The organism is Clostridium felsineum DSM 794 (assembly GCF_002006355.2).
Taxonomy (GTDB): domain Bacteria; phylum Bacillota; class Clostridia; order Clostridiales; family Clostridiaceae; genus Clostridium_S; species Clostridium_S felsineum.
In genome coordinates this window covers 3,956,503-3,972,515 of sequence record NZ_CP096980.1, presented here as the reverse complement: position 1 = coordinate 3,972,515, position 16,013 = coordinate 3,956,503, and the positions used below count along the sequence as shown (strand labels likewise).

The 16,013-nt window shown below is 28.0% G+C and carries 16 protein-coding genes, 1 tRNA gene and 1 other annotated feature; of the genes, 11 read left to right on the top strand and 6 right to left on the bottom strand.

The genetic code is table 11. The features are described 5' to 3' along the window. Positions 1-43 precede the first annotated feature (43 nt). The 6 genes from leuS to CLFE_RS18540 form a co-directional block, all read right to left on the bottom strand. Complete coding sequence (gene leuS / locus CLFE_RS18565) at positions 44-2,482, bottom strand: leucine--tRNA ligase (RefSeq protein ID WP_077893848.1); 2,439 nt, start codon at positions 2,480-2,482, stop codon at positions 44-46. Positions 2,483-2,550: 68 nt separating this feature from the next. Beyond that, positions 2,551-2,749 (bottom strand) — a binding site (T-box leader). A gap of 89 nt (positions 2,750-2,838) precedes the next feature. After that, positions 2,839-2,915: transfer RNA gene (locus CLFE_RS18560), tRNA-Gln, on the bottom strand. A gap of 73 nt (positions 2,916-2,988) precedes the next feature. Then, positions 2,989-3,495 (bottom strand): hypothetical protein, encoded by a 507-nt coding sequence (locus CLFE_RS18555; RefSeq protein ID WP_077893847.1) that lies wholly within the window; start codon positions 3,493-3,495, stop codon positions 2,989-2,991. Between the two features lie 14 nt (positions 3,496-3,509). Then, on the bottom strand, positions 3,510-4,106 hold the full coding sequence (locus tag CLFE_RS18550) for a J domain-containing protein (protein ID WP_077893846.1): 597 nt from the start codon (positions 4,104-4,106) through the stop codon (positions 3,510-3,512). 31 nt (positions 4,107-4,137) lie between these two features. Further along, entirely contained in the window at positions 4,138-4,989 is an 852-nt protein-coding gene (locus CLFE_RS18545) for a DUF5685 family protein (RefSeq protein ID WP_077893845.1), read from the bottom strand. Next, a complete protein-coding gene (locus CLFE_RS18540) occupies positions 4,989-5,531 on the bottom strand; it encodes a class IV adenylate cyclase (protein WP_077893844.1) in 543 nt (180 codons plus the stop codon). The genes CLFE_RS18545 and CLFE_RS18540 overlap by 1 nt, the downstream gene beginning before the upstream one ends. A 160-nt stretch (positions 5,532-5,691) precedes the next feature. Between CLFE_RS18540 and CLFE_RS18535 the strand changes: the two genes are divergently transcribed. The 11 genes from CLFE_RS18535 to CLFE_RS18485 all read left to right on the top strand — a co-directional run bounded on the left by CLFE_RS18535 (position 5,692) and on the right by CLFE_RS18485 (position 15,852). Beyond that, positions 5,692-6,729 carry a nucleoid-associated protein gene (locus tag CLFE_RS18535; RefSeq protein WP_077893843.1) on the top strand — a complete coding sequence of 346 codons (1,038 nt, stop codon included), beginning with the start codon at positions 5,692-5,694 and terminating at the stop codon, positions 6,727-6,729. Between the two features lie 230 nt (positions 6,730-6,959). Beyond that, on the top strand, positions 6,960-7,625 hold the full coding sequence (locus CLFE_RS18530) for a response regulator transcription factor (RefSeq protein WP_077893842.1): 666 nt from the start codon (positions 6,960-6,962) through the stop codon (positions 7,623-7,625). Next, positions 7,619-9,205, top strand: coding sequence for a sensor histidine kinase (locus CLFE_RS18525; RefSeq protein ID WP_077893841.1), 1,587 nt, complete (start codon positions 7,619-7,621; stop codon positions 9,203-9,205). The genes CLFE_RS18530 and CLFE_RS18525 overlap by 7 nt, the downstream gene beginning before the upstream one ends. A gap of 532 nt (positions 9,206-9,737) precedes the next feature. Further along, positions 9,738-9,938 (top strand): CA_C0660 family putative sactipeptide bacteriocin, encoded by a 201-nt coding sequence (locus tag CLFE_RS18520; RefSeq protein WP_077893840.1) that lies wholly within the window; start codon positions 9,738-9,740, stop codon positions 9,936-9,938. A gap of 250 nt (positions 9,939-10,188) precedes the next feature. Further along, the gene (locus tag CLFE_RS18515; protein ID WP_077893839.1) at positions 10,189-10,392 is read left to right on the top strand and encodes a CA_C0660 family putative sactipeptide bacteriocin; all 204 of its coding nucleotides are present in this window, start codon (positions 10,189-10,191) and stop codon (positions 10,390-10,392) included. Positions 10,393-10,884: 492 nt separating this feature from the next. Beyond that, on the top strand, positions 10,885-11,097 hold the full coding sequence (locus tag CLFE_RS18510; RefSeq protein WP_077893838.1) for a CA_C0660 family putative sactipeptide bacteriocin: 213 nt from the start codon (positions 10,885-10,887) through the stop codon (positions 11,095-11,097). Between the two features lie 241 nt (positions 11,098-11,338). Next, a complete protein-coding gene (locus CLFE_RS18505) occupies positions 11,339-11,542 on the top strand; it encodes a CA_C0660 family putative sactipeptide bacteriocin (protein ID WP_077893837.1) in 204 nt (67 codons plus the stop codon). A 304-nt stretch (positions 11,543-11,846) separates the two neighbouring features. Further along, positions 11,847-12,053: a CA_C0660 family putative sactipeptide bacteriocin gene (locus tag CLFE_RS18500; RefSeq protein WP_077893836.1), complete on the top strand. Its 207-nt coding sequence runs from the start codon at positions 11,847-11,849 to the stop codon at positions 12,051-12,053. Positions 12,054-12,653: 600 nt separating this feature from the next. Continuing rightward, positions 12,654-14,210, top strand: coding sequence for a radical SAM protein (locus CLFE_RS18495; protein WP_077893835.1), 1,557 nt, complete (start codon positions 12,654-12,656; stop codon positions 14,208-14,210). A 36-nt stretch (positions 14,211-14,246) separates the two neighbouring features. Further along, a complete protein-coding gene (locus tag CLFE_RS18490) occupies positions 14,247-15,566 on the top strand; it encodes an insulinase family protein (RefSeq protein WP_077893834.1) in 1,320 nt (439 codons plus the stop codon). Between the two features lie 82 nt (positions 15,567-15,648). Continuing rightward, a complete protein-coding gene (locus CLFE_RS18485; protein ID WP_077893833.1) occupies positions 15,649-15,852 on the top strand; it encodes a CA_C0660 family putative sactipeptide bacteriocin in 204 nt (67 codons plus the stop codon). Positions 15,853-16,013 lie beyond the last annotated feature (161 nt).

The window sequence follows — 16,013 nt, the reverse complement described above, 5'->3', positions numbered from 1 at the left end:
ATTAGCCTAAGCTTTAGACTAATACCTACTTTCTTTTGTATTATTATTTAACAACTATATTTACAAGACGTCCTTTTATAACTATAACTTTTACTATAGTTTTACCATCAGTTGCTGCCTTAACTTTATCATCATCTAATGCAGCAGCTTTAATTTCATCATCTACTAAGCTTGTAGATACGTTTATTTTGGCTTTAATCTTACCATTTACTTGAACGGCTATTTCAACTTCATCTTTTACAAGAGCTTTTTTATCAAATTTTGGCCATGTTTCATTGAAAACTGAATAGTTACCATCAAGTAAACTCCACTCTTCTTCAGCAAAGTGAGGTGCAAATGGTGCTATTAATTTTATTATATCAATTGTAGTAGCACGAAGAAGTTCAACATTTTTATTAGCTACAGTTAGATATTTTGACAAAGAGTTTGTAAATTCCATAAGTCTAGCTATACAAGTGTTAAATTGGAATTTATCCATATCCTCTGTTACAGCTTTTATTGAATGATTTCTAACGTAATTTAGCTCTTTTTCTTCTTTTCCCATGTCTGTTTTTGAGTTGGATTTATTGTTGATTTCTTCTTTTGCAGTTTCAATTGCTCTTGAAAGTCTATCTACGAATTTAGCCATTGCTTTTACGCCATCATCACTCCAAGCACCGCCTTCAGCGTAGTCGAAGCCAAACATTAAATACATTCTAAATACATCAGAACCATGCTCTTCTATAATATCATCAGGAGAAATTGTATTTCCTTTTGATTTACTCATTTTTTGACCATCAGGACCTAGAATTAATCCTTGGTGGCGTAAGGATAAGAAGGGTTCATCAAATTTAAGGTATCCAATATCTCTTAAGGCTTTTGTTATAAATCTTGCATAAAGTAGATGCATACATGCGTGTTCAGGACCACCTACGTATTTATCTACAGGAAGCATTTCATTTATTTTTTCTGGATCAAAGGGTTTATCACTATTTTTGTTATCTGCATATCTTAAATAGTACCAAGAAGAACATACAAAAGTATCTAAAGTATCAGATTCTCTTTTCGCAGGACCTCCGCAATGAGGACATGTTGTATTAATGAAATCCTCAGAAGAGTCCAAAGGAGATTTACCAGTAGGTTTAAATTCTACATTATAAGGCAATTCTACTGGAAGATCTTTTTCTGGCACTGGTACTATTCCACATTTGTCACAGTATACTACTGGTATTGGAGCACCCCAATATCTTTGTCTTGAAACAAGCCAGTCACGAAGTCTGTAATTTACCTTCCATCTTCCAAGCTCATCTTTAGAAAGTTTATTTACAATAGCTTCCTTAGCAGCCGCAGCTTTAAGACCATCAAATTCGCCGCTGTTAACAAGAGGACCATAGCCTGTAAATGGAAGTGTATCTCCACCCTCAACAACTCTTATTATTGGAAGCTTATATTTAGTTGCAAAAGCAAAATCTCTATCATCATGTGAAGGAACTGCCATAACAGCACCAGTACCATAAGTGTATATTACATAATCAGCTATCCAAATAGGAACTTTTTTATTATTTATAGGATTTATAGCATAAGAGCCTGTGAATACACCTGTTTTTTCTCTAGTAATTGATTGTCTTTCGATTTCAGATTGTTTTTGAGCTTGAAGTTTATATGCTTCAACTTCTTCTTTAAATTCTGGCTTTGTAAGTTCATCTGCTAGAGGACTTTCAGGTGCAAGTACTACGTAAGTTACACCTGAAAGTGTGTCAACTCTTGTAGTAAATACATCAAATTTCAAGTCAATGTCAGCTACCTTAAAGGTTACTTCAGCACCTTTTGATTTTCCTATCCAGTGCTTTTGCATTGCTTTTGTTTTTTCAGGCCAATCAAGTTCATCTAGTTTTTGTAGAAGTTCTTCAGCATAATTAGTTATTTTAAAGAACCATTGAGTTAAATCTTTTTTTATAACCTCAGTTCCGCATCTTTCACAAGTACCGTCTACAACTTGTTCATTAGCTAAAACTGTATTACAGCTAGGGCACCAGTTTGCTGGAGCTTTTTTTCTATAAGCAAGACCATTCTTGTAAAGTTCTAAGAATAGCCATTGAGTCCATTTATAATAATCAGGCATGCAAGTTATTACTTCGTGATCCCAATTAAACATTGCACCCATAGATTTTAATTGTTTTTCCATGGTTTCAATATTTTTTAGTGTAGAATCTTTAGGGTGAATTCCTGTTTTTATAGCGTAGTTTTCTGCAGGAAGACCAAATGCGTCAAAACCCATTGGTTGAAATACATTAAAACCAGTCATTTTTTTGAATCTTGCCCAGGAGTCTACTGGAGCATAGTTAAACCAGTGACCTGCATGAAGCTTTGCACCAGAAGGGTAAGAGAACATCTCTAATACATATAATTTTTTCTTTAGATCATTTTCATCAAATTTATAAATATCTGTTTCTTCCCATTTTTTTTGCCATTTCTCATCAATTTTTGTACTGTAAGTACTCATATTATTGCCTCCTATAATTTTTTCAATAAAGCTTTTAAGAATATATACAAAAAAAGCTTTCATCTCAATATTGAGACGAAAGCCTTACTTCCGCGGTACCACTCAAGTTAGGAAAATACCTCACTTAAAAAATTAACGACATAAGCCGTACTTGCTTTTCTGCAAATAAGCTCCCAAGCGAGTTCATATTATTTATTACTGTTTCACACCATACAACAGCTCTCTTAAAAATAAAAAAATACTACTACTCTTGTTCAAAGCCTTTAATATTCAAATATAATCTTTTAAATAATTATAAAATAGCCCAAATTTATTGTAAATATACAATAAAAAGCTCCAATAAAAATTGAAGCTTTTGGCTGCCCTAGCAGGACTCGAACCTACACAGTGCCTGAACCAGAATCAGGTGCCTTACCAATTTGGCTATAGGGCATTAAGTCACTTATAATTATGCTAAATAATAGCAACAATTAATATTATAGCAAATTTTTATAATATGTCAATGGTCATCTCAAAAATTTTGTAAGATGTCTGTTTATGTAGAACACAAAAAGAGAAATAATGTAATCATAAAGTAGAAAAACCAATTCAAGAACTACAATAATCGCATAAATAGGCAAATTTTTATAAGGTATACTTAAAAATAGAGTTTTGTAAAGTGCATATATTATAAATATAGCTGCATTAAAATAAATGAGTTTAAGTAAAAATTCAAGAGGTAGTCTTCTAAGTTTTTCTATATATAATTTTATAAAACCAAAGTTACCAAATAATATAATATATATGATTATATTTTGTCTGAAGCCTAGAAGTACTAAACTTAATATTGAAGTAGTTATATAAACCATAATAGAATTTCTTATTCCAATAGTGACAATTGAAAGAGGAATTACTAAAGATGCTGCCACTAAAAAAGAAATTTTGCCTGCTGGTATTATGCTTGATAAATAAATTAATACTACCCCAATAGCTGTATAAATACTTCCACGTGTTAAACTTTGAGTTTTTTTCAAATTATCAGCTCCTTTTAGCAGCCTCCGCCCATGCAGTCACATAAGGTATCAGCACACCATAAACTTATACATAAATTACATAACTGAGAATCTCTATCCCCATATCCACGATTATTATAAGGATTTCTATAAGAATTACCCTGCATTCTTAAACTTTGAAGAGCATTCGTATATTCTGGATTAGAAGGATTTAGATTACAAGCTTTTTGTATATAATTGTAAGCATTGTCATAATAACCTCGTCTAAGACACACATTTCCCATAAGAAAAAACCATTCAGCATCTCTTAAGTTTGTTCTGTTAAGCTTTGCTTCAGCAGAATTAATATCGCCACGATTTAAGTCATTTCTTATAGAGGCATAATCTACATTTCCATCACTGTAGTTATTGTATCCACTACTTGAGTTTGTATATGAGTTATTTTGAGAATTTTTCATTAAAAAGTCGTAAGCTTCATTAATCTCACGCATTTTTTCTTCTGCCAAAGTTTTTAAAGGATTATTTCCGTATTGATCTGGATGATATTTTTTAGCAAGTTCTCTATAAGCTTTTTTTATTTCGTCTTGTGAAGCATTTTCGTTTACACCAAGTATTTTATATGGATTATCCATTATTACCACTCCTTATGTATGAAAAAATCTTTTATAAATTGAGATTATTCATTTTATCAAGTAAACCATATTGAAGTATATTAAAAAGTATATCTTGATTTGTTTTAAGTGGGAGTAGGTTTAAATTATGAAGACAATTACTTCCACACATTGTCAGCACAAAAGAGATTTTTGGAGATATATCTTTTATCAGTTCTTCATAAGGTTTATTGTTTAAATTCATTGCCGCATTAATTGCATTGAATTTTTGCTTTTCAAGGTCTTCTTTAAGATCATCAAACGCATCTATTATATATATCCATTTACCAAGATTATAGCCTATATTGTATAGTATGTCTTTATAGGGTTTATTATAAGCATAAGATGATATTATAAATGCTGTTAAATCAGCAAATGGATGAGAAATCTTATCTAAGGTTAAAGCTGTGCTGCTTTTTTCTAATTTGCTCAATTTTGCAAGGCTATTTTTTATGTAAGTTGTATAAGTACTGAAAGTTTTTGGAAATTTCTTGAAATAACCTTTTAGTAAAATTGACTTTAATTTACTTACTAATTTCTTGTCGTCATTAACATCATCTATAAGTTTAAAATAAACAAGGCATATATTAAAAAAAGCCGCATAATCTAAAGCATCATTATTTACAACGGAATACTTTTTCTTAGTTGGATGAGCTATACAGCGATTAAGAGAAAATTCACATTTTTTATCTTCTAAAGCATCAAGTAGAACGGCTAAAAAAGTCATATCGTAATTTAATACACATCTTGGTAAATTGCCGTAATTCTTTTTTATAGATAGGCACAGTCCGCAATAATAAGATTTGAATTTTTCATAATCCTTTATTTTCAGTTCTCCCTTTAAAGGAAGGACATATCCAAACATTATATACCACTACTCTTTTCGTTGAGTATTTCATAAATAGTTTTAGAGGTAGTATCCTTCATAGAGTATCCAAGAAGTTTAACTATTTCTTCTAATTCATTTTCGAAAGCTGTCTCTATTTCTATATAAGGAAAAGGACAGAAGGCTTTATCATTTATATCTATTTCTATAAGTGAATTTTTATATTTATAACTTTCTCTATATTTTTTTATAGATTGCTTTTTTATAAGACCTAGAGCTTTAAAAATATTTTCGCCTTCTTCAGCATCGCTTATTTCAATTTCATGTTCTTCCATTACCTTGAATTTTTCTTGACTAAGCATTTTTTTTACAGTCATATAGTAATGATTTTTTTTATCCAGCATATTTTCAACGGTTCTTATTCTTGCATAGCCTTTATTTTCTAAAAGCTTTCCATTTGGAAAGTCATATATATCATTTATTTGATTTTCTTTTTTTACGTTTTCTGCATGAAAATTTTCTAATATAGTTCTTATCTTTGTAACATCTATATCTATAATTCTTGTTTCAGCTTCCTTCAAAACATTCACCTCACGAGTATAGTAGGTTTTTATTGTATATTATGTATTATATCATATATAAATAGTATTTCTAGTTAAAGAAATCAATTAATTAGTGTGATATAATATATCACTGAAGGTTTTTTATAATAGAAAAAAGATTGTTAAAGTGGTGAATAGAATGGAATATATAAATGATGTTACTATAAATGAGGCTATTATTCATGTTTTAGATAATAGCTCAGATACAGTGGTATTTAATGAAGTTAAACTTGAACTTAACGATGAAACTTATGAATATATACTTAAGCATATACAAAAGTGTTTTAAGGATGAAGAACTTAAGTACGCAGTTTTCAATACTGAAAGAAATCTAACAAAAGAGCTTTCACAAGAATATTTAAATGGAACAAGCGACCTTGTAAGTGTGTCCAAAGAATTTGCTAATCAATTATTTGTAATAATGAAGTCAAATGGCAATATTCCATCTTGTGATCTTTTAACCGTAGATCTATTTACAGAGTATGGACCTATGCTTGGAATTCTTAAAATGGATTATGTGAAAAATTATACACATAATATTGATGTTGTTGATAATAAAGTTGAAATAAATATTATTCCACAATTTATTGGGCTCCCTTCTAGTGGTCAGAAGATACAAAAATGTGCATTTATTAAACCTATTAAGGAAGAAAACAGTTTTGATTTAATGGTAATAGATAAAAAGAGCGGTAAAAAAGACGAAGAAGAGTATGGTTCCAATTATTTTATAAACAACTATCTTGGGTGCAAAGTAATAAATAATGAAAGAGATTTAACAAAGACTTTTGTAAAATCAGCGGAAAAATGGACTCAAAAAAATTTAAAGGATAATGCGGATGCAGCTGAAATAATGAGAACATCTATTAAGAAAAGGCTTAAAGAGGATGATTCTATAGATATAAATGAAGTCTCTGAGGAGATTTTTGGAGAGAATAAAGAAGCCAAAGAGGATTTTGTTGAGTTTATAAAAAAGCAGGGTATAGAAGAAAAAATAGATTTAGATAAACAATGGGTAGAAAATAAAATTAAAAGAACAAGACTGAAAATAGATAAGGACATAGATTTATATATAAATGAAGAAACTTATAACGATTCATCTAGATTTGAAATTAAGAGAAATGGTGATGGAACCATTAATATGATTATAAAACAAGTGAGAAATTATATGGAGAAGTAGGTAAAATAATGAGTACCAAATAATTTGTGAAAATGATAGTGTAGCAAAACTAGCTTTAATATTAAAAAGTTAGCTTTGCTATTTTTTTATAGTATTTTAAATTTAATTGTGAATTAATAAAATTAGATTAAGATATTGGGATAGTTTGATGGTTGAATAATTTATTGATATAATTAAAGGCATAAATATACTTATTATGAATAAATTACTTGTAGCGTGGGGGTATTGATATGCATTTATTGTTAGTGGAAGATGATGAGGAATTATGTTCATTACTAGAAAAAGGATTAAAAAAATATTATTACACTTGTGATCTTTCTCATGATGGAGAAGATGGATTGTACAATTTGGAAATAAATAATTATGATGCAGTAATTTTAGATATAAACTTACCTAAAATAGATGGTATTACAGTTTGTAAAAGAGCTAGAAAAAAAGGTATAGATACTCCAATATTAATGCTTACAGCTAGAACTGATACAGATGATAGGGTGTTAGGACTTGATAGTGGAGCAGATGACTATTTAGGAAAGCCTTTTGAATTCAAAGAATTAAGAGCAAGACTTCATGCATTAATTAGACGTAACTATAATAAACCCTCAAATGAAATTAAAATAAAAGATCTTAATATTGATACTAAGGCAAAGTCTGTAAAGGTAAGTGAAAAATTAATAACATTAACTGCAAGGGAATACGATATATTAGAATTACTTTGCTATAATTACCCAAATATTGTTTCGGCAGAGGAAATTATTGAACATGTATGGGGAGATGATGATAATCAATTTTCTAATGTAATAAGAGTACATATTGCAAATTTAAGAAGAAAAATTAAATGCAGTGGTGGGCAAACTTTAATAGAGACTTTGAAGGGTAAGGGGTATAGGCTATGCTAAAGATAAAGAGTAGAATAGCCCTGCTATATAGTGCACTTACAATATTTTTTATTATAGTTTCTGTGATTTTGTTTTGTGTTGCTCTAAAAATATACATAAATAGAGAACCTATACTGGAAAGTATAAATCAAAATATAAAAAGTAAGACAGCTTCAGATAAAAGTCGTGCAATGAAGAAAAAGAATAAAGAAGGTAATGCAACAAAAAATTTCATATATGATAATTCAAATAATGGTGGTATTGAAAAATGTAATATACAAGTGGATGATAGTAATAAAAATTCAGTAGAGGGTTTTGTATATCAGAAAGATGGAAGTATGTTAGATGTATACAAAACGAAAAAAGGAAAAGGACAGCATAAATATACTCAAAATTATTTAGAAACCATATTTGATGAAAATAACAACATTATTACTTCAAATATCCTTCCTGATGATTATTCAAAGGATAATTTAAATAAGCAGTATGGTACTAAAGACTTAAAAATATATTCTAAGAATGAAATTTCCCTTAAGGAATTATTGAATAGACATAATGCAGGAAGGCTTTGTGTAATAACTGATATGGATGATAATGTAATAAGATCTCAAGTTCTTAGTAATGATGTTTATAATAGAATATATGGCAGAATTTCAAATGGTAATTCTTTTGAAATGAACTCAAAACAATTTCAAGATGTAGTTATGCATGTTCTATATAAAAGATTTATTTATATAATTGTTTCAATAATTTCAATGGTCATTATAGTTAATTTCATATTAAGTAAAAGGTATGTGGCATTTGCACTAAAACCACTAATGGAATTTACATATAAGGTAAAAAAACAAAGTGAATCTAAAGAAATAGAGTTTATAGAAATGCCTGAAGTGAAGGATGAAATATATGATTTGACTTCTGCTTATAATTCAGCTATGAAAAAGGTGAAAAAATCATATAATGACCTGCAAAGATTAAATTCATATGCTTCTCATGAACTTAGAAATTCTTTATCTGTTTTAAAGGCAAAGCTTGAGTTAGGAGAGAATACAAAAGAGATAGAAGCGTATATTGACAAACTTACTAATACAACAAATGATATTTTGGCAATGTCCACACCTAAATTATGTAATAATGAAAATGTGGATTTGGCTTTGATTTGTGCAAAAGTGGTTGATGAGTATACAAGTATTTTTAAAAATATAGAATTAAGATTACCAGATGATGGAGTAAATTTAATTAAAGGAAAAGAACTATGGATAGAAAGGTGTGTTACAAATCTTATAGATAATTCAATTAAGTTTATTGATGAAAGGAAAGTAAATAATAAAATATTAGTAGAGGTATTAGAAAATGCTAATGATATTGCTATTAAAGTGTATGATAATGGGGTTGGAATAGATGAACAAAGAATGGGAGAAATTTTCAAACCATACTATGGTACAAATAGACGCATAAGCACAGGAATAGGTCTTGCCTATGTTAAGCACATAATGAATTTGCATAATGGCAAGGTATTAGTGAAAAGTGAAAAGGGAGAATATTGTGAAATTTCGCTTGTGTTCTATAAAAGTATTCAAAAAGTTAAAGAACATAATGTATAATAGCATTTGATAAAAACTGGATCATATTGAAATAAAATTATAAATGTAGGACCGTATATTCTAATTAAAGTTAGGATGTATGGTTCTATATTTTTTATAAGAAGTTAATGTTGTTATTAAGTAGAAATTGAAAAGTCTATTGCACGAGCATTACTGTAATATTGATAGAGTTGAAATTAAGCAGTAATTTATTATGCACACTCCTTATTTTTTTGTATTATAAAAAATAATACCGTTATATATTTATTTTGTAAAAAATTATAAATAAAGTAATTGAGATGAGAACAGTACATAAACAACATTAAAAAAATATTTTTAACTTTTTTAAATAATTCTACTGTTTTACATTTTAGTTAAATAGAGGTATTATTTTGGTAAAAGTTGTTTATATTAAAATAAATTACAAGTGTGTAAAATATAATTAATTTAGAGGTACGCTTTTAAGCTAATAATTTTTGCTTTCTAATTTTCTATATAGTTACTAAATTAAGAAGCAAAGTTTATTAAAATATAATAATATGGAGTGATTTTTATGAAATTAGTAAATCCAGTAGGAAGAGATTTAACTGAACTAGAAACAGAGGCTTATAGTTGTCATTGTGTGTGTTCTTCAGGCTTAACTTGTGCACGTATGAGTGGATATTATGGAGATTATGCTGCTTCTTGTGCTTGTGAATGTGACTTTTGGTATCATGATCATAACTCAGCTGCAGCAAAATATATGGTCAGCTAAATAACTAGTTTACAGGAGTAATACTTGTTATTGTTACAATTTGTAATTAACTATTATAAATTGTAGTACTTAATAAACCTAAAAATAGCAGTTTCTTATATGAAAATTATTCATGGAAGAAACTGTTATTTAACTATGCCAATAAAATTAGTATGTTTTTAAACTAATAACTTTTACTTTCTAATTTTCTATATAGTTACTAAATTAAGAAGCAAAGTCTATTAAGATATAATAATGTGGAGGGATTTTTATGAAATTAGTAAATCCAGTAGGAAGAGATTTAACTGAACTAGAAACAGAGGCTTATAGTTGTCATTGTATATGTTCTTCAGGTGAAGCTAATGCACAGTATAGTGGGCGTCATGAAGTGTATGAGACTTGTGAATGTGATTCTTGGAATCATGAGCTTAACTTAGAGGATGTAAACTCATATGAAGTTGGTAGAAATAACTAGTTTACAGGAGTAATACCCCTTATTGTTGTGATTTGTAAATGACTGTTATAAGTTCAAGCATTTAACTACAGGATTTCAAGAGTTCCATCAGCACTACAGCTTGTACTTGATGCTTCATCCTTAAATGAATTTTCTAGATAACTCTAAGTAAAGTATGAATGAGATTTTGGACCATTAAGGGTAGTAATATCTGAACTATAAGTATCGTTTGATAAATCAGCATCAACTGATAAGAAATCTACATTTCCAGCAAAGTTACTATCTGTACCTTGAATTATAAATAAAAGTAGATTTACGTCATTTCTTCCTGCACAAGTTAATGTATGAAATATAAGTTTTTATTTGGTAAAATTTATTTTTTGAAGTAAATTATAAATATGTAAAATATAATTAAACTGAAGGTGTTTTTTAAGCTAATAACTTTTGATTCTTAATATAATTACCAAATTAGGAATTAGAGTTTATTAAAATATAATAAGTGGAGGGATTTTTATGAAATTAGTAAATCCAGTAGGAAGAGATTTAACTGAACTAGAAACAGAGGTTTATAGTTGTCATTGTATATGTTCTTCAGGTTCAGTTAATGCAAAGATGAGTGAGCAGCGTGGTGAATGGGATACTGATGGTTGTCAATGTTATTCGTGGGGGGAACGTGAGTCTGACTTAGATCAATCGAACTCATATGGAATTCGCAAAAATAACTAGTTTATAGGAGTAATACTTCTTATTGTTGCAATTTGTAATGAACTATTATAAATTATAGTACTTAATAGATTTAAAAATAGCAGTTTCTTATATGAAATTTATTTATAGAAGAAAGAGTTGTTTAAATATGCCAATAAAATTAGTATGTTTTTAAGCTAATAATTTTTGCTTTCTAATTTTCTATATAGTTACTAAATTAAGAAGCAAAGTTTATTAAAATATAATAAATGGAGGGATTCTTATGAAATTAGTAAATCCAGTAGGAAGAGATTTAACTGAACTAGAAACAGAGGCTTATAGTTGTCATTGTATATGTTCTTCAGGTTCAGTTGATTCAAAGATGAGTGTGTCTAGTGGAGTGGAGGATACTTGTGAATGTGATTGGTGGAATCATAATGCTAACTTAGATGAATCAAACTCATATGGAATTCGCAAAAATAACTAGCTTATAGGAGTAATACTTCTTATTGTTGCAATTTGTAATGAACTATTATAAATTGTAGTACTTAATAGATCTAAAAATAGCAGTTTCTTATATGAAATTTATTTATATAAGAAACTGTTATTTAACTATTCAATTCTAAGTATTCCATTGGGACTACAGCTTGTATTTATGTAAAATAAAATTAATTTAATTTTAAATTAAACACTAATAAAATGAGTATGTTTTTAAGTTAGTAACTTTTGTTTTTTGATTTTTTATATAAAGAAGCAAAGTTTATTAAAATATAATAAAGGGAGGGATTTTTATGAAATTAGTAAATCCAGTAGGAAGAGATTTAACTGAACTAGAAACAGAGGCTTATAGTTGCCATTGTGTATGTTCTTCAGGTGTAGTTGATGCAAAGATGAGAGGGTTTAGTGATCCTGATGAAGGGTGTGAATGTGATTGGCGAGAGTATGATAATAACTTAAATGAAGCAGGCATAATATATGGAATTCGCAAAAATAAGTAGTTTACAGAAGTAATACTTCTTATTGTTACGGGAGTGTCTCAAAATGATTAAAATTAATCAAAATTTAATCATGAGCGATGCTCTTTTTTTATTTGAGCTATAAAATTGCCAAGTATTTTAAATACTACATTAATTATTTGAATTTCCATAAGATTTTGGCTCACTAAAATAAATCTAACTATTTTTGTTCCATAATTGGGAAATGGATTTTAATTCATGAAGATATTTTTTGGTTCTTTTATTTTGGATTTTTCAATGTAATTTGTTAATGTTGCTATATCATTTCTATAATTAAATATTCCAACATCAGGTATATATTCACTATCAACTTATAAGAAATCTACACTCTTATTATATACAATCTATTATTTTTGTATAACAAAAAATAATACTGTCATGTAACTAAAATGTAAAATATGTAAAATAAAGAAATAACATGAAAATAGTATATAAGCAATACTTAAGGATATTATTGGATTATTTTAAACAATTTTACTTATTTACATTATTATCAAATAGCAGTATTATTTTGTTAAAAGGTTGTTGATTTTGAAACAACTTACAAATATGTAAAATATAATTGATTCGGAGGTCGTGGATATGTCAATTTCAGATCAGTGTACTATAGAGATAGATAAGTATATAGATTACTTTAAAAAAAATACTAGTCAACCTAATATATTAGCAAAACTTTTTAAAACAGATTCTGCATATTATGTTTATGATACAGGTACCAATAAAGTATTATCCTGTGGGGAGTATGAGTATAATATATTAGGAAAAATTATTGATGGTAAGGTTGATGAAATATCAAGAATTAAAAGCGATGTGGATAAAGGTGGATTTTATGAAGCATTAGAAAATGTAAGACAAGCCATAGAAGAAGAGGATATACTAAAAGGAGGAAATAAATGGAAATTTGTATCGAAGGGCCATTTCGAAGAATTAGATGAAAAAATTGATCATGAATTAGAGCAGATTACTCTTGAACTTACTGAAAAATGTAATTTACGATGTAGATATTGCATATATAATGAATCATACGAACATAAGAGGAATTTTGGAAATAAAGATATGCCTATTGAGATAGCTGAAAAGGCTATTGATTATGCTAATTTACATAGTGGAAAGGAAAAAGGAGTTGGGATAACTTTTTATGGCGGAGAGCCTTTGATGAATTTTAAATTATTAAAACATTCTATTGAATATTCAAGAAAAGTTATAAATGATAAGAAATTAACCTTTTCTCTAACAAGTAATTTAACATTGATGACATCTGAAATAGCTACTTATTTAGCCTCTATTGAAAATTTAACTATATTATGCAGTATAGACGGACCAGAAGAAATTCATGATAGTTATCGAAAAGATGTAAATGGTAATGGAACATTTAAAAGAGCTATTAGAGGATTAAAATATTTAATAGAAGCCTTTGGGGATAGGGCTAATAAATCAGTTTCGATAAACATGGTATTTACACCACCATATTCTATAGAAAAAGTAAACAAAATAGAAGCTTTTATAAATAGCTTAGATTGGCTTCCAAAGGATTTACGTATAGCAATGACTTATCCTTCAGCAGGAAGTGTAGATGATATTCCACCAAAGGGACGTGAAAAAAATTATGGAATGGAGCTAATTCAGTGGTCTGAAAGTAGGTATAAAAGTGAGCTTAAAAGTGATGGGAAAATAGATATGTTTAATGAGGAGTTTGTTGTACATCCTATTCTAAGAATACATGGTAGAAGAATAAGTGCTAAATCAGAATCTGGGTATCCAGTAAATGGTTGTTGTGTTCCGGGAAGTAGAAAATTATATGTAACCGTAGATGGTAATTTTCTACTTTGTGAAAGAATAGATGGTTCACCTATTATAGGAAATGTATTTACTGGTATGAATAAAGCGAAGATAAAAAAAGAGATAGTAGAGGAATTTACTAATGAGGCAATTAAAGATTGTTCTAAATGTTGGGCAGCTCGTTTATGTAATATATGTTATTCACAGTGTTACACAGATGGAAAGCTTGATATGGAACAGAAGAAAAGATATTGTATTAGGTCACGTAAGACAGCATTAAGAAGTTTGATTTTTTATCATAAATGTGCTGAAATAAATCCAGAAAAACTTAAGTATTTAAATGAAATAGAGGTTTCTTAGGTAATATTAAATTTTTTACTAGTGAAGGATGTTCTTATGAATAAAGAATATGAAGGTAAAAGTAATATAAAAAAGAATACTTTAAAAAATAAATTTACGTATTATATTTGCAATAACCAAAAGTCTAAGGGAAAAGTAAAGTTGGCTTTAATAGTAAAAGCAGGCTCTTTAATGGAACAAGGTTTACCCAATGGCACAGCACATTTTACTGAGCATCTGTGTATAGATAGTAATGTGGCTTATTTGAAAAATGTGGGTAAATATTACGAAGACAACAATATATTACAAGGGTATACAAATTTTGAACAAACCGTGTATTATTTTGATTGTACTATTGATAATATAGAAGAAGGTTTTAGTGTATTTAAAAACATTTTATCCGATTGTTTTATAGATAGAACGTTAATGAAGAAAGTTAAACAGGATTTAATAGTAGAAATTGATTATAGAATGAAATGTACAAATTTTGGTTTGCAAAATAATATACTACCGGTAATAATTGGTGATAAAAATATTAAGGATAAATTTCCATTAGGCAAAATAAAGTGTATAGAAAAAATGGAATTTCAATCGGTAAAAAGCTTTCATGATAAATGGTACAAGCCACAAAATAGTGCTATTTGTATTTGTGGAGATATAGCGAATTTTGATATAGAAAATAAAATCAGTGAGTATTTTTCTGAATTTAAAGATGATAATGAAAAAATTGAAAAATACAGCACAAATTATTGTCCATATGGAGAAAAGGTAGTTGTAAATAATAATGTGAATAAAAATGAGGTTAAGGCACAATTTTATTATTTAAAAAGAAATTATAAATATAGTTTAAAATCAGACACAATTGAATATTTTTTATTCAGCATAATTAAAAATTACATTTTGGATTTATTTACCAATGAAAGTTTTGGAATAGTGGAATTTTACTCTAAAGTTTTTCTTCATAATCTGAAGCTTAATGTGTTGGAGTTTAAATCACAAAGTGAGTTTGTAAAAAGGCTTGAATTTATTATTGATGTTATTAATAAAATTCAAGCAAAAGGAATTAATGAAAATGATTTCGTGAAATATAAAAGGATTTTTTATAAGAATTTAAATAGTTTTTATAAGGTGTACAGGTATTATCAAAATGTAGAAATTATAAAAGAATGTATAAATAACTTTTTATACGATGAAGAATTAATGACATTGTCTAATGAATATGAGGCTTGCAATTTGATTGTTGATAATATAAATTTTAAAGAATTTAATAAAATAATATCTCAAGAATTCAATAATAAAAATTTAATATTAGTAATTAATGAACAAGAAAGATTTAATTCAGAGTATATGAACAAAATTAGTACCCTTTTAAGCTAATAATTTTTGCTTTCTAATTTTTTATATAGTTACTAAATTAAGAAGCAAAGTTTATTAAAATATAATAATTGGAGGGATTTTTATGAAATTAGTAAATCCAGTAGGAAGAGATTTAACAGAATTAGAAACAGAGGCTTATAGTTGTCATTGTATATGTTCTTCAGGTCAAGTTAATGCAAAGACTGATGGACATAACGGAGGTTATGATGGTTGTGAATGCGATTGGTGGTATCATGATGCTAACTCAAATGAAGCAGATGAATATGGAATTCGTAGACATAACTAGGTTGCAGGAGTAATACTTCGTGTTGTTGCAATTTGTAATGGACTATTATAAATTGTAGTACTTAATAAACATAAAAATAACAGTTTCTTATATGAAATTTATTTATATGAGAAACTGTTATTTAACTATTCAGTAGAAGGGAGGAGTATCCACTATATGCT